Origin of the sequence: Haloglomus halophilum, assembly GCF_024298885.1 — an archaeon.
GTDB classification, from domain to species: domain Archaea; phylum Halobacteriota; class Halobacteria; order Halobacteriales; family Haloarculaceae; genus Haloglomus; species Haloglomus halophilum.
The window spans coordinates 3484769-3504901 of sequence record NZ_CP101166.1 but is presented as its reverse complement, the minus strand read 5'-3'; the positions used below and the strand labels follow the sequence as shown (position 1 = coordinate 3504901).

General features: G+C 68.7%; 20 protein-coding genes. 11 read left to right on the top strand and 9 right to left on the bottom strand.

From position 1 onward, the window contains the following. The first annotated feature begins 24 nt into the window (after window positions 1–24). Entirely contained in the window at window positions 25–906 is an 882-nt protein-coding gene (locus tag NL114_RS16960; RefSeq protein WP_254822104.1) for a cytochrome c oxidase subunit II, read from the top strand. A gap of 204 nt (window positions 907–1110) precedes the next feature. On the opposite strand, the gene NL114_RS16955 is transcribed toward NL114_RS16960, so the two are convergent. Beyond that, on the bottom strand, window positions 1111–1377 hold the full coding sequence (locus tag NL114_RS16955; RefSeq protein ID WP_254822103.1) for a DUF7410 domain-containing protein: 267 nt from the start codon (window positions 1375–1377) through the stop codon (window positions 1111–1113). A 3-nt stretch (window positions 1378–1380) separates the two neighbouring features. Continuing rightward, window positions 1381–2775, bottom strand: coding sequence for a hypothetical protein (locus tag NL114_RS16950; protein ID WP_254822102.1), 1395 nt, complete (start codon window positions 2773–2775; stop codon window positions 1381–1383). Between the two features lie 132 nt (window positions 2776–2907). Between NL114_RS16950 and NL114_RS16945 the strand changes: the two genes are divergently transcribed. The 4 genes from NL114_RS16945 (at window position 2908) to ctaD (ending at window position 6792) form a co-directional block, all read left to right on the top strand. Beyond that, window positions 2908–3777 carry a cytochrome c oxidase subunit 3 gene (locus NL114_RS16945; protein WP_254822101.1) on the top strand — a complete coding sequence of 290 codons (870 nt, stop codon included), beginning with the start codon at window positions 2908–2910 and terminating at the stop codon, window positions 3775–3777. A 133-nt stretch (window positions 3778–3910) separates the two neighbouring features. After that, window positions 3911–4423: a DUF7541 family protein gene (locus NL114_RS16940; protein ID WP_254822100.1), complete on the top strand. Its 513-nt coding sequence runs from the start codon at window positions 3911–3913 to the stop codon at window positions 4421–4423. 74 nt (window positions 4424–4497) lie between these two features. Continuing rightward, window positions 4498–4836 (top strand): DUF6684 family protein, encoded by a 339-nt coding sequence (locus tag NL114_RS16935; RefSeq protein ID WP_254822099.1) that lies wholly within the window; start codon window positions 4498–4500, stop codon window positions 4834–4836. A 147-nt stretch (window positions 4837–4983) separates the two neighbouring features. Next, a complete protein-coding gene (gene ctaD, locus NL114_RS16930) occupies window positions 4984–6792 on the top strand; it encodes a cytochrome c oxidase subunit I (protein WP_254822098.1) in 1809 nt (602 codons plus the stop codon). Between the two features lie 197 nt (window positions 6793–6989). Here ctaD and NL114_RS16925 read toward each other — a convergent pair whose 3' ends face one another. Continuing rightward, window positions 6990–7190, bottom strand: a complete 201-nt coding sequence (locus NL114_RS16925) for a hypothetical protein (protein WP_254822097.1) — start codon at window positions 7188–7190, stop codon at window positions 6990–6992. Window positions 7191–7309: 119 nt separating this feature from the next. Between NL114_RS16925 and NL114_RS16920 the strand changes: the two genes are divergently transcribed. From NL114_RS16920 to NL114_RS16900, 5 genes are all read left to right on the top strand, one after another. Beyond that, the gene (locus tag NL114_RS16920) at window positions 7310–8269 is read left to right on the top strand and encodes a hypothetical protein (protein ID WP_254822096.1); all 960 of its coding nucleotides are present in this window, start codon (window positions 7310–7312) and stop codon (window positions 8267–8269) included. Between the two features lie 58 nt (window positions 8270–8327). Continuing rightward, the gene (locus NL114_RS16915) at window positions 8328–9617 is read left to right on the top strand and encodes an FG-GAP repeat protein (RefSeq protein WP_254822095.1); all 1290 of its coding nucleotides are present in this window, start codon (window positions 8328–8330) and stop codon (window positions 9615–9617) included. Between the two features lie 42 nt (window positions 9618–9659). Continuing rightward, on the top strand, window positions 9660–12104 hold the full coding sequence (locus tag NL114_RS16910; protein WP_254822094.1) for an FAD-binding oxidoreductase: 2445 nt from the start codon (window positions 9660–9662) through the stop codon (window positions 12102–12104). Between the two features lie 199 nt (window positions 12105–12303). After that, the gene (locus NL114_RS16905) at window positions 12304–12651 is read left to right on the top strand and encodes a DUF7520 family protein (RefSeq protein ID WP_254822093.1); all 348 of its coding nucleotides are present in this window, start codon (window positions 12304–12306) and stop codon (window positions 12649–12651) included. A 92-nt stretch (window positions 12652–12743) separates the two neighbouring features. Further along, window positions 12744–13154: a universal stress protein gene (locus NL114_RS16900; protein WP_254822092.1), complete on the top strand. Its 411-nt coding sequence runs from the start codon at window positions 12744–12746 to the stop codon at window positions 13152–13154. A gap of 6 nt (window positions 13155–13160) precedes the next feature. Here NL114_RS16900 and NL114_RS16895 read toward each other — a convergent pair whose 3' ends face one another. After that, entirely contained in the window at window positions 13161–14777 is a 1617-nt protein-coding gene (locus NL114_RS16895) for a long-chain-fatty-acid--CoA ligase (RefSeq protein WP_254822091.1), read from the bottom strand. A gap of 77 nt (window positions 14778–14854) precedes the next feature. Here NL114_RS16895 and NL114_RS16890 point away from each other — a divergent pair, with 77 nt between their 5' ends. Next, a complete protein-coding gene (locus NL114_RS16890) occupies window positions 14855–15712 on the top strand; it encodes a DUF7537 family lipoprotein (protein WP_254822090.1) in 858 nt (285 codons plus the stop codon). Here NL114_RS16890 and NL114_RS16885 read toward each other — a convergent pair. Genes NL114_RS16885 through NL114_RS16865 form a run of 5 tightly spaced genes read right to left on the bottom strand, consistent with a single transcriptional unit; the run spans window position 15706 to window position 20093 of the window. After that, window positions 15706–16434, bottom strand: coding sequence for a thioredoxin family protein (locus tag NL114_RS16885; RefSeq protein ID WP_254822089.1), 729 nt, complete (start codon window positions 16432–16434; stop codon window positions 15706–15708). The genes NL114_RS16890 and NL114_RS16885 overlap by 7 nt on opposite strands. Window positions 16435–16436: 2 nt before the next feature. After that, entirely contained in the window at window positions 16437–17180 is a 744-nt protein-coding gene (locus tag NL114_RS16880; RefSeq protein ID WP_254822088.1) for an ABC transporter ATP-binding protein, read from the bottom strand. Continuing rightward, window positions 17177–17935, bottom strand: a complete 759-nt coding sequence (locus NL114_RS16875; protein ID WP_254822087.1) for an ABC transporter ATP-binding protein — start codon at window positions 17933–17935, stop codon at window positions 17177–17179. The genes NL114_RS16880 and NL114_RS16875 overlap by 4 nt, the downstream gene beginning before the upstream one ends. Further along, on the bottom strand, window positions 17932–19146 hold the full coding sequence (locus NL114_RS16870; RefSeq protein ID WP_254822086.1) for a branched-chain amino acid ABC transporter permease: 1215 nt from the start codon (window positions 19144–19146) through the stop codon (window positions 17932–17934). The genes NL114_RS16875 and NL114_RS16870 overlap by 4 nt, the downstream gene beginning before the upstream one ends. Then, on the bottom strand, window positions 19143–20093 hold the full coding sequence (locus NL114_RS16865) for a branched-chain amino acid ABC transporter permease (RefSeq protein WP_254822085.1): 951 nt from the start codon (window positions 20091–20093) through the stop codon (window positions 19143–19145). The genes NL114_RS16870 and NL114_RS16865 overlap by 4 nt, the downstream gene beginning before the upstream one ends. Window positions 20094–20133 lie beyond the last annotated feature (40 nt).

The window sequence follows — 20133 nt, the reverse complement described above, 5'->3', positions numbered from 1 at the left end:
CACGGCAGTTCCTAACCCGGGGATATGAACCACAGGCGCGCCGTCCTGCGGGCCGCTGTCGGGGTCGCGCTCCTCGCCCTTCTCGGCGCGATGCCCGCCGCGGCACAGCCGTCCGTCAACATCGAGCTGATCAACGACCTCAACGAGAAGCTCCTGTACGTCGCCATCCCGATCACGGTGCTGGTAGAGGCCATCCTCTTCTACACCGTCTACAAGTACAAGGACAACGACGACCCCCAGCCCACCCAGGAGAACCGCCGGCTGGAGATCACCTGGACCGTCGCAACGGCCATCATCCTCCTGTTCGTCGGCTTCGCATCCTATCAGGTGCTCGGCAACGTCGCCATCGGCGGCGTCACGGCCGCCACCGTCGACGACCCGGAGGTCGCCCAGCAGAACGCCGAGGTGACCCACTACGACGGCAAGGGTGCCTACATGCCTGCCGCATCCGACCTGCCCGGTGAGGGCGACCCCGTCCAGGTGGAGGTGGTCGCGAAGAAGTACTTCTGGACGTACAACTACACCACCGACGGCGGACAGGTATCCACGACCGGGACGATGGTCATCCCCGAGAACCGGCCCGTCGTGATGCACGTCACGTCCACGGACTGGCTCCACGCGGTCCACGTCCCGAAGCTGGGACTGAAACAGGACGCCTTCCCCGGCCACTACAACACCATCGCCACCGCCGTCACGCTCCCGGAAGGCCAGGACGAGCAGAGCTACCAGCTCTACTGTGCGGAGTACTGTGGCTCCGGCCACTCCGGGATGCTCGGCAAGGTCCGCGTCGTCTCCGAGGAGCAGTACGAGCAGTGGAAGCAGGACCAGCTGAGCGGTGACTCGTCGGCCGACATCGAGCCGAACCCCCGCGAGAACCTCGCGGGGGTTTCGGGCGGCGCGGCCTGAATCGGTGGTTCGGTTCCCCTCGTTCGTCTCGGTTCTCCCCGTTCCCCGACAGCGGCCGCCTCGCTCCACGCGGTCGTAGAGTGATATGGGAACGCTCCGACGTAGCAACACGAGTCCCGCAGTCCCGGGGCGCAGGACGAGAACCGGCGTGGGGGTCCGGCCGGTTCGTTCAATCGCCCGGCCCCCCACCGAACGCCCCCGGCTTCACAGCGAGAACGCGTACACCAGCAGGAAGCCGAAGTAGATGAACACCAGTGCGGCGAGCGCCTGCAGCCGGAACATCCGGAGTTCCTCCTCCTCCTCCTCACGTGCCGCTTCGTAGGCCGCACGCTCCCCGTCGGTCAGTTCGTCCCCGTGTGCCTGCCCGCGGTGGAGCGCGAGGTACGACTCGCGGTGGAACCGTCGGTCACAGGAGGGGCAGTCGTGGGGCGGGTCATCGTCGGTCGTGTCGGTGGGGGTGGTACCGGACATGGTTCAGACGAACGGGGGCGCGGCGTACGGTCGACTGACGATCCAGAGCGAGGTCATCGTGTAGAACACCATCACCGCGGTCAAGGCGTACTGGCTGCGGACGGCCTGCATGCGCGAGGGGAACAGGTCGTACGCGACCGCGTGGGCCACCCAGATGGCTCCCAGATGCCCCAGAAGGACGAACCCGAGCGACACCGCGGAGAACCACGTCGGGAGGACGACCGCCACGGGCGCACCCGGCGCGAGTGGCGCCGTGAGCGCACCCAGCAAGGCGGGCGAGAGCTCGATGAAGTAGCCGAGGTAGTGGGCGACGTGGTAGCCGGCGGCGATGGCGAGCAGGGACGGGGCGAACCGTCGGGCCAGCGTCTCGGGGTCGCGGTACGACTCGGCGCTCCGGCGGCCACGCCTGATAGCGATGCGGTACAGGGCCAGGAACAGCCCGAACCCGGCGAGCAGGGCGAGCGGGTACAGGAGAGCGGGCGGAACGCCGATGCCGACGACGGCGCGCGCGAACGCCCGCCACGGCGGCGTCGCGACGAGGCCATCGTACGTCGTGACCCACAGCAGCGCGACGACGAACGCCACGTCGCTCCGGCCGCGGACGAGGCCGGCGCCCTCCAGCCCCGTGCCGGGGACGCGGACACCGAGCGACCCGTCCTCGTCGCGGTAGAGCGGCGCGACGGCACCGTAGGCTGCGAAGACGCGGGCGACGGGGTCGACGCGCTCGAACCAGACCGAACCGAGGGCGTACGCGCCGGCGACCGTCACGACCGTGTACGCGGCCACGACGCTCGCGAGCAGCCGCGGGTCGTCGGCCAGTGGGCTCACCACCTCGAGCCAGACGAACCCGAGCAGGCCGAGGACCGCCGGCCACGACGCGAGTCTGTCGGGGTAGGTGATGTCGGGGGCCGGGAGCCGCTGGTGGAGGTCGAGCGCGACCCGCCACGGGTTCAGCGCCGGCCAGCTGTTCCCGACGAGGTAGGTCGTCATCGTGTAGCCGGCCCACCAGCCCACCCAGACGACCAGCACCGCGAGGTTTCGGAGCGGGTCCGCGGGACCGAGCATCCCGACGACGAGAACCGCGCCGAGGCCGACGAGCCCCACCAGCCGCGCGGCGACCGTGAGCCCCCTGCGGAGACCGGCCGGAAGACCGAGGGTCCGCCGCCGGTCGTGGACCGACCGGATGAAGTCGCGGTCCGTGACGAAGCTGGTGAGGAGGAAGCTGACGCCGACGGCGCCACCGCCGGTCGAGAGGAACAGCCAGAGCGGGATGGCCAGCGAGCGGGCGGGCTCCGACCGGAGACTGCCGCCGTGCGCGGCAGTGCGGCCGGCCAGTGCGAGCGTGAGGCTCCCGAGCAGGAGCGACGCGCCGGCCGTCCGGAGTCGCGCGTGTCGCATCTGCCCGAGCTACGTCCACGCGATACCTGTGCCTTCCGACACACGCGCGGCGTGGGCGAGAGTGGCCGGGGGCGGCCGCCCGCCGCCGCGCGGATGGATGCGTTTTTGTGAGTCCAACGGTGACGACACAGTATGGCAATCGAAGAAGCGGAGGACCACGGCCACGATGGGGGCCACGGTCACCACCTGCCGGCGGTGGAGGACTGGCCCAAAGGGTTCGGCGAGGCCTCCTGGTGGCCGTTCATCACCGCACTCGGCGCGGCGGGCTTCTACATCGGCGCATCGTTGTACGTCATCGCCACGCGAACCGACCTCCTCGGTATCGCGGTCGGGCCCGCGTTCTTCGTCGCGAGCACCTTCGTCTTCCTGGCCGGCCTCTACGGCTGGGTCTACCACGCGTTCGTCAAGGCCTACTGGGACGGGGAGGGTCACAGCCGGGGGCTGAAGTTCGCGATGGTCCTGTTCCTCGGGAGCGAGGTCGCCACCTTCGGTGCCGGCTTCGTCTACTACTTCTTCGTCCGCACGTCGGCCTGGGACAACCTCCCACATCTCGTCGAGAGCGGGAACATCCTGGGGAGCCTCGTCATCATCAACACCATCATCCTGATCATCTCCTCCATCACGCTCCACTACGCCCACATCGCGCTCCACAAGGGCAAGCGCAAGCAGTTCATCCGCCTGCTCGGCGTGACGCTCCTGCTGGGCGTCATCTTCATCGGGGGGCAGATTTACGAGTACTACGAGTTCATCGTCCACGAGGGCTTCACCATCACCGAAGGTGCCTACGCCTCCGCGTTCTACGGCCTGACGGGGCTGCACGGCCTCCACGTCAGCCTGGGCGCGGTGCTGCTGGGCATCGTCTTCGTCCGTGCGCTGTACGGCCAGTACGACGCCGGACACGACACCTCGGTCTCGACGGTCTCGATGTACTGGCACTTCGTCGACGTGGTCTGGGTCTTCCTCGTCGTGGTGCTGTACGCGGGCGCCATCGTCCTCGGCTGAACCGTCACCGATCACTTCGTCGGCTGAACCGTCACCGACCGCTGCTGAACCGTCACCGACCGCTCGCCGTTCCTCGATACCACCTCCCGACCGCTACCGACGGCCATTTGAGCGCCGCGTCCCTCGATGTGGTATGGACGAGCGTTCGTCGCAGGAATCGTCGGCCTTCACCGGTACGGATGTCGACGACGCGCCCGAGCCACGGTCCACCGACGCCCCCGACCCACGCCCGACCCCGGACGGCACCGAGGACGGGCCGACGCGGGTGAGCGCGTGGCCGCTGGTCGTGGCGCTCGGACTGACCGTCTCGGAGGTCGGGGTCTTCATGGGCGTCTACCCGCTCGCCGTGGGCGGACTCGTGCTGTTCGTCGCCAGCGTGGCCGGCATCACGCACGAAGCCGGCTACACCGACCGGCCGTGGCGGGTGGCCGGCGCGCTCGGGGTCATGCTGGTCGCCGTCGGCGTCTGGATGGTAGCCACGCAGGTCCCGCTGGCGGTCGACCCCATTCTGACCGCCGTCGAACAGGCCGACGGCATCGTACTCCGTGGGTTCTCGGTGGTCGGTGCCGGCCTCGTCGCCACGGTCGGTGCGGTCGTCGTCTCGGCGATGGGGAGCGGCGACGACACCGAGGCCTTCCCGGCCTGAGCCGGGGGCAGTGCGCGGGGAACCGCCCCGCGGCGAAAGGAAAGGTTGTAGTTCGTCCCCGGGAACCCACCAGTATGGCAAGCGAATCGGAGGCGAAGACGTTCGACCGCGAGACCCTGCTCGACCTCGTGGTCAACGCCATCCCGCTCGGCATGATCCTCTTCTTCGTGGTCGTGTTCGTGCTGATCAACCCGTTCGGTTCGAGTCCGGTCAACACCGCCATCCAGCTCAGTCTCCTCATCGTCCCGTTCGTCGCACTGGCATTCCTGACGTACGTCTCCGGGAAGGCCGTCTCCGAGGCGGAGCAGGAGCTGGAGGAGCAGGGCCTCGAACTGAGCGAGGAGGCGGGCGCGAACGAGGAGGCGAGTCCCGAGACGCCGGCGGACGAGGCACACGACGAATCGCACGCCTGATATCCTCTCCGCGGTCACCTTCCTCGACAGCCGGACCCGTTCGAACCGTTCCTGACACCCCCGAGCTGGGAGTTCGGAATCGCGAGACAGCGTGCACGTCGCGTCGGGAACGCAACCTTTCTAACGGCGCAGTCCTCACCGTTGACCATGGCAGGAGAACAGCTCGCGCTGACCGTCCTCATGGGGGTCCTGCTGGTCGCAGTGGCCGGCTTCCTCGCCCGCATGGAGGACTGGCGCTCGTACACCCCGCTCGGGGGAGCGAGTACGATCAGCGGTTCGGGCTACGGCGGCGGGCACGCGGAGAAACCCGCAGGCATCGTTCGGTGGTTCACCACCGTCGACCACAAGGACATCGGCATCCTCTACGGCATCTACGCGCTCATCGCGTTCTTCTGGGGCGGGGCGGCCGTCCTCCTGATGCGTGCCGAGCTGGCGGCGCCGGGCTTCGACATCATGCAGGCCCAGTTCTACAACAGCCTGCTGACGAGTCACGGCATCACGATGCTGTTCCTGTTCGGGACGCCGATCATCGCGGCGTTCTCGAACTACTTCATCCCGCTGCTCATCGGGGCCGACGACATGGCGTTCCCCCGTATCAACGCCATCGCGTTCTGGTTGCTCCCACCGGGCGCCATCCTCATCTGGGCCGGGTTCTTCACCGCGCCGCTCGGTATCGGAATCGACCCGGCACAGACCTCGTGGACGATGTACACGCCGCTGTCGGCCGAGCAGGCCAACGCGGGCGTGGACCTGATGCTGCTGGGCCTCCACCTGACGGGGGTCTCGGCGACGATGGGTGCGATCAACTTCATCGCGACCATCTTCACCGAGCGCGGCGACGACGTGAACTGGGCCAACCTGGACATCTTCAGCTGGACCGTCCTCACGCAGTCCGCGCTCATCCTGTTCGCGTTCCCGCTGCTCGGGAGCGCGCTCATCATGCTGCTGCTGGACCGGAACTTCGGGACGGCGTTCTTCGCCGTGGACGGCGGCTCCCCTATCCTCTGGCAGCACCTGTTCTGGTTCTTCGGCCACCCCGAGGTGTACATCCTCGTCCTGCCCCCGATGGGGCTGGTCTCGTGGATCCTGCCGAAGTTCTCCGGCCGGAAGCTGTTCGGCTTCAAGTTCGTCGTCTACTCCACGCTCGCTATCGGGGTCCTGAGCTTCGGCGTCTGGGCCCACCACATGTTCAGCACGGGCATCGACCCGCGCATCCGGGCGTCGTTCATGGCGGTCTCGTTGGCGATCGCGATACCATCCGCGGTCAAGACCTTCAACTGGATCACGACGATGTGGAACGGCAAACTGCGCCTGACGGCGCCGATGCTGTTCTGCATCGGGTTCATCAGTAACTTCATCATCGGCGGCATCACGGGGGTCTTCCTCGCCGCCATCCCGATCGACCTCGTGCTCCACGACACCTACTACGTCGTCGGGCACTTCCACTACATCGTCATGGGGATGATCGCCTTCGCGGGCATGGGCGCGCTCTACTACTGGTTCCCCATCGTGACGGGCCGGATGTACCAGCGCACGCTCGCGAAGTGGCACTTCTGGCTCTCGATGATCGGCACCAACATCACGTTCTTCGCGTTCCTGGTGCTGGGATACCTGGGCATGCCGCGCCGGTACGCCACCTACCAGTTCGACGGCGCCATCGCGCCGCTCGCGCAGGTCACGACGCTCCACCAGATCTCGACGGTGGGTGCGTTCCTCATCGGTATCGGCCAGCTCATCTGGGCGTGGAACATGGTCCAGTCCTGGTATGAGGGGCCCGAACTCGAGGACGCCGACCCGTGGAACCTCAAGGACGACGGCATGTTCGGCCGCGAGTTCCAGTGGTTCGAGGCGCAGAAGCTGGCCGCCGACGGCGGCGACGAGGTCGCTGCGGACGGCGGTGAGGTCAAGACCGACGGCGGTCACCGGAAGGCCGTCCGCCGCGTCGACGAGGAGTGAGACCCCTCTCGATACCGGTCTCCGTTCGTCTTCCCGAACCTCGGCTTCCGATCTCTGACGATATTCCGACAACTACCCGCACGTTCCAGGGGCTATCCCAGCCATTCGATGGAGAACGAGAACGTTCCATAGATATCTCGTAGATGCACGGCCACCTGCCGTCAGTGACACACGCCGGTAGCGTGACACACTGACGCTCAGTCCTCGGAGTCCTCGCCCGCTTCGACCCGTGGTGCGACCGGGTCCGTACCGTCGAGTTGCCGGTAGCCGTCGTTGATGAGCCGGAGCACCTGCGGCAGCACCTCCACCTCGATCTGCTCCCTGATGGTCGGTTCCACGGTCTCGATCTCCTCCAGCTTCTCGCCGTACTTGTCCGGGAGCTCGACCTCGAGCTTCATACCAGCGACCGCGCACGGACGCACATAAGTGACGGGGGGAGTAGCGCGGAGTGGCGGACGGATTGGCACGGAACATCGACCTCCCGTAGAATTAAGTGTGAATCCGAGAGCAAGGAAACATGGCAAAAGCTGATATCGTCGTCCGCGAGGACCGGACGACGATCATCGGGGATACCGAGATAACGGTCGGCGACGGGGGGGAGCCGACGGTCGACCTGAGCGCCAGCAGGGCGACGCTCCGCCTCGGTGGCGGTACGGGGCAGGATATCGGCGGCGACCCGGTCAACGTGCTCCAGTCGATGACGGTGTCGGTCCTCGGCGAGCGACCGCGGACAGACGACGGTCGGATCACCGACGACGTGTACATCAGCGCGCTGTCACCACCGGAGGAATCGCTGAACGACGGTCAGTCACCCTGGGCGGACCAGGTCTCGCTGGCGATGGACGCCGGCGACGCGCGGGTGAGCGTGGGGAGTCGGCGCGAGCACGGGAGCATCTCACTGCTCCAGGCCCAGCAGTCCAGACCCTCCATCGAGATGGCACGGCTCGACGCGGGGACCGCCACCATCAGCGTCGGCGCGGGCAGGGTCGGCATCGGCGAACCGGGGACCGTCACGGCGAACAACAGCTACGGGCTCGGAACCTGCGAGCTGGACGCCGAGACGGCCACACTGACGCTCGGAGCCGGCGGGAGGGAGGACTCCGGCGACGGCGGTGGCGGCCTCACCGGAGGGACCGATGACGACGGCATCGGTGGAACCGACGGCGTGCAGGAGGAGCCGGTGACGACACCCGATGGGGTGGATGATGCGCTCGGTAGCGGTGCAGAGAGTGGCGCGATCGAACTGGTCGATACACGGGGCGACACGGCGGGCGCCATCCGGCTCGACGACAGCGGCCGGCTGGTGATTGAGGACGGCGACGGGGTTCCGGCAATCCGGCTCGAGGAGTCGGCTCCGACCGGGGAGCGGTTGACCGGCCGGAGCATCGTGCTGACCGACGAGGACGGCAACGTGGCCCTGCGGGTCGAGCCGAACGGGACGGTGCTGGTGGACGGCGACGAGGTGGCGACACAATGAGCGGTGGGGGTGAGGGCTGTCGAGGTGGCGACACGATGAGCGCCGGGGGTGGGCGCTGATGCGGTGGCCGAGCGGTCTCCGCGGCGCCCTGCGGGGCCCGCACACGAGCCGCCGTGACCTGCTCGCGTCGCTCGGGGCGGCGCCCCTGGTCGGGCGGTACGTCGACGACGCGGCCGTGGGACGGGTGCGGGGTGCGCGACGGCGGACACTCGCCGGCGAGGGGTCCGCCGAGGGGTTCGGCGGCGCGCTGGCACTCGACGGCGGGACGGCGCTCGTCGGCGCCGCCGGGGCGGAAACGGTCGATGACCTGCCCACCGGGGCCGCGTTCCTCTTCACCCGAGAGGCGGGCGACTGGACGCGCGCCGGGCGACTCACGCCGGGCAGGGACGGCAATCGATTCGGAGCCAGTGTCGCGCTCGACGCCGGGACGGCGCTCATCGGCGACCCGCTGGGACCCGGCGACGATGGGCTGACGGGCTCGGTGACGGTGTTCGAGCGCGGCGAGCAGGGGTGGTCCCGGACGGCCACGCTGACGCCGTCGGAACCGACCGGAGCCGACCGGTTCGGGAGCGTGGTCGCGCTCGATGGCGATACCGCCGTCGTCGGGGCTGGGCGACGTGACGACGGCGCGGCGGTCGGTGCCGGCGCCGCGTCAGTCTTCACGCGCTCCGGCGGCGACTGGTCCCAGCAGGCCCGGTTGACCCCGGACGAGGACAGCTACCGGTTCGGGCGCGCGGTCGCACTCGACGACGGCACCGCCGTCATCGGCGGGCTGGGACGCGACGGGACGGCGCCCGGTAGCGGGGTGGCGTTCGTGTACACGCGGACCGGGGACCGATGGACCGAGACGACCCGATTGACGCCGTGGGATCAGCACGATACCAGCGACGAGGGCGGGGGCTTCGGACGAGCGCTCGCGCTGGACGAGGGCCGTGTGCTGGTCGGGGCCCCAGGCGAGACGACCGCCGATGGCTACCGGGCGGGGGCGGCGTACCTGGTCGAGCAGACCGGCGGCCGATGGCGACGGGCGGCACGACTCCGTGCCACGGACGGGCAGAGCGACGACCGGTTCGGCCGTGCGGTCGCGCTCGATGGCGACACCGCCATCGTCGTGGCGAGCACCCCGCGCGACCGACGGGGGGCGATGTCCCCGGCCGGAGCGGCACACCTGTTCCAGCGACGGAGCGGAGGCTGGCAGCGGGCCGCTACGGAGCCGGTCGACGCTGCCGGCCCGCCCCGGCGGGCGACGGCCGCGGCGGTAGCCGCCGACGATGCACTCATCGGAGGGGAGCCAGTCGGGCCGAGGGCCGATGGACACGGCGGCACCGTCCGGGTGGTCGAGCGATGAACATACCGAGACGAACGGCGCGGACACGGAGGTGACCACGGGATGGCGATCTCACTCAGGAGTCTGACCGACAAGGACAGTTTCACGATGCGGGAGGTGGCGACCGACCGGGGGTTCGACTACCTCCCGTTCTCGCAGCGCGAACTCGTCACGCCACAGCTGGGGTTCGAGCGGCGGAAGGAGCCACCGGAGGGGGCACCGGAGCCCGACACCCGGCCCGGTGACAACCCCGGCGAGGCATCCGACACCCGCCCCGGCGAGCAGGAGGGGTTGCGAAGCACCGGCGGCGTCCGGTGGGCCAACTGGCTGGACGACTTCGTCCAGGAGGACTCCACTCGGCTGGAGCCGGAGAACAAGACCCAGCTGCGGAAGGCGATGGTGAACATGCTGGACGTGGACGGGGCGGACGCGGAGATCCGGTCCGTCGGCTCCGGCCACTCCCACTCGAAGGCCGCCGAACCGTCGTCCAGCTACATCGACCTCCGGCGGCTTCGCAACGACAGCGGGACGCTGAGCCACGGCCCCGGCGAACACGGCTACCTGCAGGTCGACGAGGAGAAGTCCACCGAGGGTACGACCTACGTGTTCGCCCCCGAATCGACCGGGAACATCCCCCTGCGCGCCGAGAAGTCGAACCTCGCGCGGCTGAAGGGCGGGACGATACTGAAGCGGCTCAACCGTGACATCCTGCCGACCCTCGGTGACACGGACGGGCCGGCGCCCGGGAAGGCACTCACCAACATGGGTGCCTGGGACGGACAGACCATCGCCGGGGCGATCAACACCGGCACCCACGGGACGGGCCTGAACCTCGGTGCGGTCTCCGATGCCGTCCGGTCGGTCGAGATCGCGACGGTCCCCGAGGCCCGGAGCGGCGCGCCCATCGTCCAGCTGTTCCGCATCGAGCCGGAGGACGGCATCACCGACCGCGAGGAGTTCGAGGCCGATGCCGGCGAGCACGAGATGCGCCTCATCCAGGACGACGACGTGTTCCACTCCGCGGTGGTCGGCTACGGCTGCATGGGCAACGTGTTCCACTACACGCTGCAGGTACGGGACGCATACTGGGTGGAGGAGGTGCCACGCGTCCGGCGGCTCGAAAGCGCCTACGACGAGTTCGAGGACCCCAAGCTCGCTACCCCGGACCAGGGTCTGCTGGACGACCTCCGCACGGACGACGACGGGAACCCCCCGATGAAGTTCCTCACGGAGGACCCGGAGACCGGCAACAGGACGCGTCACCTCCGGCTGTTCGTCAACCTGGCGACCATCCAGGGCGAGCGGGACCGACTGGGGTCCGACCCCGACGACCCCATCTGCCTGGAGGTCCGCAAACGGCGGGTCCCGCCGAAGGAGAAGCCGGACAACTGGAGCGAGGTCCTTCCCGACGACCGCTGGCCGCCCGAGCGCCCGAAGAACGAACAGCAGGACTTCGCGGAGGCGACACCCGTGGAGGTCCCCCACCCGTTCGGGAGGGGTGCACGGAAGCGAGGTAACTGGGCGAAGTCGCTCCGGAACAACTTCTTCGAGGGGCGGACGAGCGGGTCGCCACCGGACGGGGACGGCCCCTTCCGGAAGGGCTGGTGGCGGACGGCCTCGTACATCGCCCTCCGCCGGCTTCGCGACCGGAAGAACTTCCCGCCAGCACCGCCGCCGGACGCCATCTCCACCGCCGTCGCGGTGCCGCTCGAGAACCTCGCCCCGGCCATCGAGCGGGTCACCGAACTGATCCAGAACATCAGGCAGGACCAGCCGTTCGACCCGGACCGGAGCCGGAAGAAGGACTGGAAGATCTTCTTCCCGGTCCCCCTGGGCATCCGGTTCGTCGACGGCACCCACCACATGCTCTCGCCGGAGTTCGACGAGGCCGACGACCCGGCACCCCGGGCGATGGTCGAACTGCCGTATCCGGTTCCCAGTCTCGCCCGGCAGCCACGGATCTGGTCCAAGGACTACCCGTCGCTGTCGAAGGGAGATGTCCGTGACCGGGTCGCCAAACCCGCGCTGGCGAAGATCCAGCGGGCGCTCATCGACGAGTTCGACGGCCGACCCCACATGGGGAAGCATTTCACGCTCGACCGCGACGACCTCGCCGACCTCTACCCGCGGTTCGAGGGCCCCGGCGGCTGGCTGGAGACCTACCACCGGTTCAACGCCTTCGGGACGTTCAACAACGAGTTCACCGAGCAGCTCGGCATCAGCGTCGACCGGGACCTCCCGGACGACCTGACCCCGATTCCCTCCTCGACCGTCGATCCGACGGCAGACCCCGACTCCCAGGGGACCAGTGGTTCCGGGGGGACCGGTGCCGCGGGGCCGGGGTTGGGAGTCCTGACGGGGCTGTCCGGGATCGGGGTCGCGGCGTGGCTCCGCCAGCGATACCGGGACGACGAGGGGGACGACATCGAGGACGGCAACCAGCAGTCGGCACGCGACACAGATACGCCGTCGGAGCGGGACGACCGCCCGCCTGGAGACGGGATCTGAGGCCGGGCGGGCCCCCCCGGCTATCGGCCGGATCCCTGCGGTCAGGCGCCGCTGGAGGTGAGCACCAGCACGATACCCGTGACGAACATCAGCAGCGCCGTCCCGCCCAGGATGGTGAGCAGGAGGTCCTTCTCTTCCATACGTGGAGTTGGCACAGCGAGGACAAAAGCCCTATCCTCGGCAGGCGCCCAGTTCGTGTATGACCGACGGTCCCGAGGGCGACGCCGGCGCAGGCAACCGCGAGGGCGCCGTGCCCGGCGACGAGGTGTGGGACGAGGCCGACGACGAGGTCTCGACGCTCGGCGGGAAGCGGCTCATCATCCTCCTGTACGCCGTCGTCGTGAGCATCGCGGGCCTCACCGGGTTCCTCATCGGCGCGCTGGGCATCCGTGGCCTCCGGCCCGTCACCTTCCTCGGGCTCGTGACGTTCCAGCCGACGGCGACCGGGCTCGCGGCCTACGGGATGCTGACGATGGGGCTGGGCCTGGGCGTGATGCTGGCACTCGTCGTCTACGTCTCGAACGAGTACGTGGACGAGAAGGCCTGAATCCGCAGGCACGACCCGATGGACGACCGCGGATCGCCGGGATATCGCCGGTGGTCGGAAGGAACTTACTCCAGTACCCGCTCCAGGTCTGTATGTATCACGTCGTCGTGCCCGTCGCACCGGACGACGCCCAGGTCGCCACGAAGGTGTCGACCGTGGGTGGGCTCCCCGGGGCGACGGAGGCGGTGCGGGTAACCCTGGTCCACGTCGCCGACCCGGGGATGGACGTGACGGCGGTTCCAGCGGTGGCGGACGCGATAGACCGGTTCTCGGCCGCGGAGGTCGCGGTCGAGGCGGTCCGTGCCGAGGGACGGCCCACCGAGGCCGTCCTCCGGGTGGCCCAGGAGCGGGCAGCCGACTGCATCTGTGTGGCGGGCCGAGAACGGTCACCCGCCGGCAAGCACCAGCTGCACCCCGCAGCCGAACAGATTCTGCTCAACGCCGACTGTCCGGTACTGGTGACGGGTGAGGAGGCGGGTGACGCGGCCGCCGACCACGTCTGACTCGCGCTACCCCTGTCCGACCATCCGGTCCTCCTCCTCCCACTCGCGCTCGCGGAGCTCGTACTTCTGGACCTTCCCGGTGGCCGTCGTCGGCAGTTCGGCGACGAACTCCACCTTGCGGACGCGTTTGTAGGAGGCGAGCTGCTCCTTCGTGAACGACTTCAACTCGTCGGCGGTGACGCCGGGGTCGTCGGGGTCACCGTTCGTCGGGACGACGAACGCCTTGACCGTCTCGCCGTACTTGTCCGAGGGTGCCGGGATGACGGCGGCCTCCGAGACCGCGGAGTGGTCGTAGAGGGCGTCCTCGACCTCGATGGAGGAGATGTTCTCCCCGCCCGAGATGATGAGGTCCTTCTTGCGGTCCTGGATGGCGATCATCCCGTGCTCGTCCACGGTGGCGAGATCGCCGGTGTGGAAGTACCCCTCGATGCGGGCGTTGAATGCCTCCTCGGTCGCTTCGGGCTTGTTCCAGTACTTCTCCATCACCTGGTTGCCGCGGACGACGACCTCGCCGATGGACTGGTCATCCTGCGCAACGTCGTTGCCGTCGTCGTCGACGACGCGGACCTCGGTACCGAGGTAGCCCAGGCCCTGTCGCTTCTTGATGGAAAAGCGGTCGCTGGAGTCGTCGTCGAACAGCCGGCGCGCGTCACTGGTGGTGATGAGCGGCCCCGTCTCCGTCAGCCCGTAGACGTGCATCATGTACCAGCCGAACTCGTCCTCGATGGTGCGGATGGTCGCCTCCGGCGGAGCGCTCCCGGCGGTCGCACACCGGACATCGTTGTCGCCGACGGTCACCACGTCGTTGTCGTCGTAGTAGTCCAGCAGCATGTTCAGCACCGTCGGCGCGGCACACATGTACGAGACGTCCTCCGCGCGGACGGTCTCGAAGATCTCCTGGGCGTCGATGCCACGGGTGCAGACGTGGCGTGCCCCGGCGCCGGTGATGGCGAAGATGTGGCCCCAGCCGTTGGCGTGGAACATCGGCAACGTCCACAGGTAGACGTCGTCGTCCGAGATGTCCTGATGGCTGCTGATGAGGTAGGCGTGGATGGTCTCGGTGCGGTGGGTCCGGGAGACGCCCTTCGGGTCGCCAGTCGTCCCGGAGGTGTAGTTGATGGTGCAGATCTCGTCCTCCTCCATCTCGGGGCGCTCGTAGTCGGCGGCACCCAGCCCGTCGATGACGTCGTCGAAGGACTCCCAGTCCCCCTCGACGGCGTCCGGGTCGTTCGTGATGAACGTCTCCGTGGGCACCTCGTCGCGGACCTGCTGGATCTTGTCCGCGTAGTCGTAGTCGGCGTAGATGGCGTCCACGCCGGCGTCGTTGAGGATGTACTCGTAGTCGTTCGGCGTCAGTCGGTAGTTCAACGGCGTGTGGATGCCCCCAGCCTGGAAGACCCCGTAGGCGGCCTCCAGGTGGTAGTGCGTGTTGGGGTCCAGCACCGCCACCCGGTCACCGTGCTCGATACCCCGTTCCTGGAGCGCGGCGGCGAACCCGTCGGCACGTGCGCCCAGCTCGTCGTACGTGTAGCGCGTGCCGTCGGTCGCCAGCACCGCCTCGTAATCGCCGTAGTGCCGTCGTGCCCGGTCGAGGAACTCGGTCACCAGCAGTGGCTTTCGCATAACACCACCGTCTGGGACCGGATGGAATTTAATAATGCCCCCTAGACACGCGCTCCCGCGCCACGGAGGTTTAGACGGTGGCGCTCCAAGCGCGGACGATGCGCTCGGTGGTGGCGGTCGCCTGTGCCGTACTGCTCGTGCTCGCGGGGTGCAGTGGGTTCGCCGGCTCCGGCGACTCCACCCCGAGCGAGACGTTCACGCCGGCCCCTGTCCCGGAGGACCGGGCCACGCTGGCTCCGGGCCTCGAGGCCGACGGTGTCACGGACCCCCGCCGACTCGGCAGGGCCCACGGCCGGGCGCTGGACGACCGGAGCTACCGGCTGGTCGCGAACCACACCATCAGGTACCCGAACGGAACCGCCCGCTCGGCCCTTCGGGTCGACATCCGGCTGGACGCCGAGCGTCGATATCTGACGACCGTGCGGGCCGGTGGCCATGCCGGCCCCGGCCTGCTGGGCCAGCCGCCCGCCCGCGGGACGTTCTGGAGCAACGGGAGCGTCTACGCGGTCGCGCTCACGCGGGACAACGAGACCACGTACAACCGCTTCCAGCCGCCGGACGGCTACGCCGGCACCTGGCCCTACTGGATTCGGGGGGTCGCGCTGAACGGGGCACCGGGCGAGGACACCACACGACTGTTCGCAGCGATGGACGTCACCGTGGTCGAGCGGACGGCCGTGAACGGAACGGCACGCTACATCGTGCGCGGTCGCGAGGCCCGGCCCCGCGGGCTCCCTGTCCCGGGCAGCCTGACCGACCCACGGAACGCGACCGTACGCGCGGTCGTCCGGGACGACGGACTGGTCGAGCGGTATCGGCTCCGGTACACCGCGAACGCCTCGACCGGGCCGGTGACGGTCGTGCGTGCGGTCCGGTACGAAGGAGTCGGTTCGACGACGGTCGAGCGGCCGTCGTGGTTCGCCCGCACTCAGTAGTGCTCGGCGAACGCCTCGGCGAAGCGGTCGGGGCCGTAGTAGCCGGCCAGCCGCCCGACCACCTCGCCGTCGCGGACGAACAGCGACGTGGGAGCCGTATCGACCTCGTGGGCTCGCAGGAACTCGTGGTGTTCGGGGCCGTCGATGCCCGCGAACGCGACGCCGTCGGGCGCGAGGTCGACGATGTCGGCGAGGTCATCCCGAAGCGCTCGACAGGGGTCACAGCCGCGTTTCATCACGACCACGACCGCGTCCCGGCCGGCGAGCCACGCATCAGCGTCGTCGCCGAGTTCGTGGAGCGCCGCCGGCACGGGCGAGGACGGGCCGGCCGCGTGGACCATCCCGACCGCCTGCTGGAGTTCCGTCGCCGTCGCGCCGTCCAGATGTGACCGCAGCGACAGCAGCGTACACAGCTCCTCGCGCGTGATGTCCAGCTCGGCGGCCTGCTCGGCCGCCGTCTCGGGGTCCATCCCGAACAGTTCTCCGAGCGTCGCGTGGAACTCCTCGTCGCTGGCGTCGCCGTAGGTCGCACGGTAGATGTCGCGGGTGTCCTCGAACTCGGTCGTGACACCGACACTCGCGTCGTCCTCGACGAGTACGTCGGCCTCGAGGAGCGCGTCGAACAGCGCTTCCTCGTCGCGGGGGGCGTCCGCTGGGGGGTCCGGCCGGTCGTCGTCACTCGGCGGGCCGTTCCGGTCCGAACCGGCGGTGGAGTCGCCCACGCTCACACCCCCAGGTACCGCTGTCGCGTCTCCTCGTCGTCCTGGAGCTCCTCGCCGGTCCCCTCGAACACGACCTCGCCCTGGTCGATGACGTAGGCGCGGTCGGAGATGTTCGTGGCGGCGATGGCGTTCTGCTCGACCAGCAGGATGGTGGTGCCGTCCTCGCGGATGCGCTCGACGGCCCGTTCGACGGTCTCGATGATCTGCGGGGCGAGCCCCTCGTAGGGTTCGTCCAGCAGGAGCAGGTCCGTCGGCTGGCGGAGCGCCCGGGCGATGGCGAGCATCTGCTGCTCGCCGCCCGAGAGCGTCCCGGCGCGCTGTTCGCGGCGCTCGTCGAGCCGGGGGAAGTACTCGTACACCTCCTCCATGCTCATCCCCTCGCGGGTGGTCGCGACCGACCGGCCGAAGCGGTTGGTCGAGGAGCGCGCGACCTCCGGGAGTCTGAGGTTCTCGACGACGCTGAGGTCGGCGAACACGCGGCGCTCCTCCGGGACGAGGGAGATGCCGCGGGCCGCGATATCCTCGGGTGGGTCGCCCGTCACGTCGGTCCCCTGGAAGGAGACCGTCCCGTCCTGAACGGTGGGCGGGGTCGCACCCGCGATGGAGCGGAGCGTGGTGGTCTTGCCCGCGCCGTTCCGGCCGAGCAGCGCACAGATCTCGCCCTCCTCGACGGACAGCGACAGGTCCCGGAGGATGTGGCTCTCGTCGTAGTAGGCGTCCACGTCGTCGAGTTCGAGCAGGCTCATGCCTCGACACCTCCGAGGTAGGCGTCCTGCACGTCCTCGTCCTCGCGGATCTCCTCGGGAGTCCCCTCCGCGATGACGCTCCCGCGGTTCAGGACGATGATGCGGTCGGAGATGTCGAAGACGATCTCCATGTCGTGCTCGACGAGGAGGTAGGTGAGCGAGCGCTCCTGCTTGACCTCCTCGATGAGGTCGACCGTCGCCTTCGTCTCCTCCGGGGACATGCCGGCGGTCGGCTCGTCCATCAGGAGGAGGTCGGGCTCGGCGGCCAGTGCGATGCCGATCTCGAGGCGGCGCTTGTCACCGTACGGCAGGTCGCTGGCGGTGGTGTCGCGCTGCCCCCAGAGGCCGACGTCCTGGAGCGTGGTCCGCGCGATGCGGTCGATCTCCGGGTAGGAGTCGAGCCGCTTCAGGAAGTTGAAGCCGAAGGCCCCGTGGTCGGCACCCAGCGCGGCGATGCGCGCGTTGTCGAGCACGGAGAGGTCGGGGAAGATAGAGGCCTGCTGGAACGACTTCGAGACGCCAGCCTGCACGACCTCGTGTGGCTCCTTCTGCACGATGGACTCGCCCTTGAACCGGATGTCCCCCTCTGTGGGGTCCAGCCGGCGGGTGACGAGGTTGATGAAGGTCGACTTGCCGGCGCCGTTCGGCCCGATGAGGCTGACGCGCTCGTCGGGCTCGATGGACACGTCGACGTGGTCGGTGGCGGTGACGCCGCCGAACCGCTTGACGAGTCCCTGGGTCTCGAGGAGGCTCATCGGTTCTCACCTCCGTCGGAACCGGCGTCCGCCGGGGCTCGGGCCCCGGGCTCACCGCCGTCGGTCGCCGCTTCGGGCTCGGACCCCCCGCCACCGATGAGGTCGGTGAGGAGGTCCCGGAGCGCCCGGATGCCGCCCCAGATACCGCCCGGGAACAGCCACACCACGATGACGAACAACAGCCCCAGCATGACGTGCCAGAGCGTACCGACGAACGTCTCCAGGATGTTCGACATGTAGAGGTAGACCCCGGCACCGAGGAAGGCACCGAACAGGGTGCCGACCCCGCCCAGGATGCTCATGATGACGACGTCACCGGAGACGATCCAGTAGAAGGCGCTCGCGGAGGCGGCGCCGTTGTAGATGGTGTGGAGCGCGCCCGCGAACCCGGCGAACGCGCCGGACAGGATGAACGCCATCAGCTTGTAGCGCCAGACGTTCAGGCCGACGAACTCCGCACGCTGCTCGTTCTCGCGGATGGCCTTGAAGATGAGACCGTACGGCGAGTTGAGCACCCGGTAGGCGACAGCCACCGAGATGACGACGAAGATGCCGACGATGAGGTAGAGCCACGAGGGGATGAAGCCCAGCGGCGTCAGAACCGGGACGCCCGCGTTCAGCGGGATGACCCCGAACAGGTCACCGATGGTGAGCAACAGCCCGTCCTCCCCGCCCGTGATGGGCCCGAGGGGGCCGAAGATGGTGAAGTAGATCATCTGCCCGAACGCCAGCGTCAGGATGGCGAAGTAGATGCCACCACGCCGGAGGGACAGGAAGCCGATGAGCCACGCCAGCAGCACGCCGACGACGGTGCCGACGACGACCAGTACCAGCGGCAGGTTCATGCCGGCGTACTCCACGAGAAGGCCGGCGGCTATCCCGCCAGCACCCCAGAATGCGGCGTGCCCGAACGACAGCAGTCCGGTGAAGCCGTGGAGCAGGTCGTACCCCATCGCGAAGATGCCCCAGATGAGGATGAGGGTCGTCAGCCCGGCGTACCCCTGGATGATGTCGCTGATGACGGGGGCCTCCGCGAACAGGAACGGGAACAGCAGCACGGCAAGCGCGGTGAGGCCGATGATACGGCCCTCGTCACCGCCGAGGCCGGGCACCCGCGAGGTGGCCTTCTCCGTGCCGTTCGCGGAGGTGGCATCCTCGCCGGTGGCCGGCGCGGTCCCACCGTCAGAACGGAGTTGGTGGTCCTCGCTCATGCGGTATCCACCTCCTCACCGAGCAGGCCCTCCGGTCGGACCAGCAGGATGATGGCCGCGATGGCGTAGATGCCGACCTGCGACCAGGGGGCGAGGTTGTAGGTCCCGATCTGCGTCTGGATGAGCGCCGCCTGCGTGATGCCGAGGATGGTCCCGGCGGCCACGGCCCCGCGGATGGAGCCGACGCCACCGATGACGACCGTGACGAACGCCGGGACGAGGATGTCGGTCCCGGCGGTCGGGTTGATGGGCGAGAGCGGCCCGGCGACGAGCCCGGCCACCCCCGCGAGCGCGGCGCCGATACCGAAGACGATGATGTACGGGCGCGAGAGTTTGATGCCCAGCAGCCGGACCATCTCGTCGTCCATCGTGCCCGCGCGGACGACGAGCCCGAAGTCGGTGTACTCGACGAGCGCGTAGACGATACCGACCAGCAACGCGGTGATGAGGATGATGTAGATGCGCCACTCCGAGATGGCCACGCCCGGAATCGGGACCGAGCCGGAGGCCCACGTGGGCTGGTTGACCGGCTGGCTGGTCGAGCCCAGCGAGACCCGGAGGATCTCCTGGACGATGATGGCCAGCCCGAACGTGACCAGTATCTGGTCGGTGTCGGGTCTGTCGTAGAACGCCCTCGCGATGAAGCGTTCGAACAGCAACCCGAGGACGAACACGACCAGGGCGACCACTATCATCCCGACGATGAACCCCATCCCCAGCCCGAGGTCGCTGAATCCGGCCTCGGCGAGGTAGCCCTCGGAGACGACGAGTCCCTGTGCGACGTACAACCCGACGTAGGCACCGATGATGTACAGGGCGCCGTGGGCGAAGTTGACGAACTCGAGGGTCCCGAGGATGATCGACAGACCGACCGCGAGGAGGATGTAGATGGCCCCCTGCTGAAGCCCGTTGAGCAGAATCGAGATCAGGTCGGCCACGAGGCTCACGATACCACCTCCGCAGAACGAAGTACGTCGGGGAACATAG

Excerpts from the sequence above, each read along its gene's own strand:
- NL114_RS16880 (WP_254822088.1), bottom strand. The coding sequence starts at position 17,180 with ATGAGCCTGCTCGAACTCGACGACGTGGACGCCTACTACGACGAGAGC.
- NL114_RS16870 (WP_254822086.1), bottom strand. The coding sequence starts at position 19,146 with ATGAGCGAGGACCACCAACTCCGTTCTGACGGTGGGACCGCGCCGGCC.
- NL114_RS16940 (WP_254822100.1), top strand. The coding sequence starts at position 3,911 with ATGGACGAGCGTTCGTCGCAGGAATCGTCGGCCTTCACCGGTACGGAT.
- NL114_RS16950 (WP_254822102.1), bottom strand. The coding sequence starts at position 2,775 with ATGCGACACGCGCGACTCCGGACGGCCGGCGCGTCGCTCCTGCTCGGG.
- NL114_RS16920 (WP_254822096.1), top strand. The coding sequence starts at position 7,310 with ATGGCAAAAGCTGATATCGTCGTCCGCGAGGACCGGACGACGATCATC.
- NL114_RS16960 (WP_254822104.1), top strand. The coding sequence starts at position 25 with ATGAACCACAGGCGCGCCGTCCTGCGGGCCGCTGTCGGGGTCGCGCTC.
- ctaD (WP_254822098.1), top strand. The coding sequence starts at position 4,984 with ATGGCAGGAGAACAGCTCGCGCTGACCGTCCTCATGGGGGTCCTGCTG.
- NL114_RS16935 (WP_254822099.1), top strand. The coding sequence starts at position 4,498 with ATGGCAAGCGAATCGGAGGCGAAGACGTTCGACCGCGAGACCCTGCTC.
- NL114_RS16875 (WP_254822087.1), bottom strand. The coding sequence starts at position 17,935 with ATGAGCCTCCTCGAGACCCAGGGACTCGTCAAGCGGTTCGGCGGCGTC.
- NL114_RS16915 (WP_254822095.1), top strand. The coding sequence starts at position 8,328 with ATGCGGTGGCCGAGCGGTCTCCGCGGCGCCCTGCGGGGCCCGCACACG.
- NL114_RS16905 (WP_254822093.1), top strand. The coding sequence starts at position 12,304 with ATGACCGACGGTCCCGAGGGCGACGCCGGCGCAGGCAACCGCGAGGGC.
- NL114_RS16945 (WP_254822101.1), top strand. The coding sequence starts at position 2,908 with ATGGCAATCGAAGAAGCGGAGGACCACGGCCACGATGGGGGCCACGGT.
- NL114_RS16900 (WP_254822092.1), top strand. The coding sequence starts at position 12,744 with ATGTATCACGTCGTCGTGCCCGTCGCACCGGACGACGCCCAGGTCGCC.
- NL114_RS16955 (WP_254822103.1), bottom strand. The coding sequence starts at position 1,377 with ATGTCCGGTACCACCCCCACCGACACGACCGACGATGACCCGCCCCAC.
- NL114_RS16925 (WP_254822097.1), bottom strand. The coding sequence starts at position 7,190 with ATGAAGCTCGAGGTCGAGCTCCCGGACAAGTACGGCGAGAAGCTGGAG.
- NL114_RS16895 (WP_254822091.1), bottom strand. The coding sequence starts at position 14,777 with ATGCGAAAGCCACTGCTGGTGACCGAGTTCCTCGACCGGGCACGACGG.
- NL114_RS16910 (WP_254822094.1), top strand. The coding sequence starts at position 9,660 with ATGGCGATCTCACTCAGGAGTCTGACCGACAAGGACAGTTTCACGATG.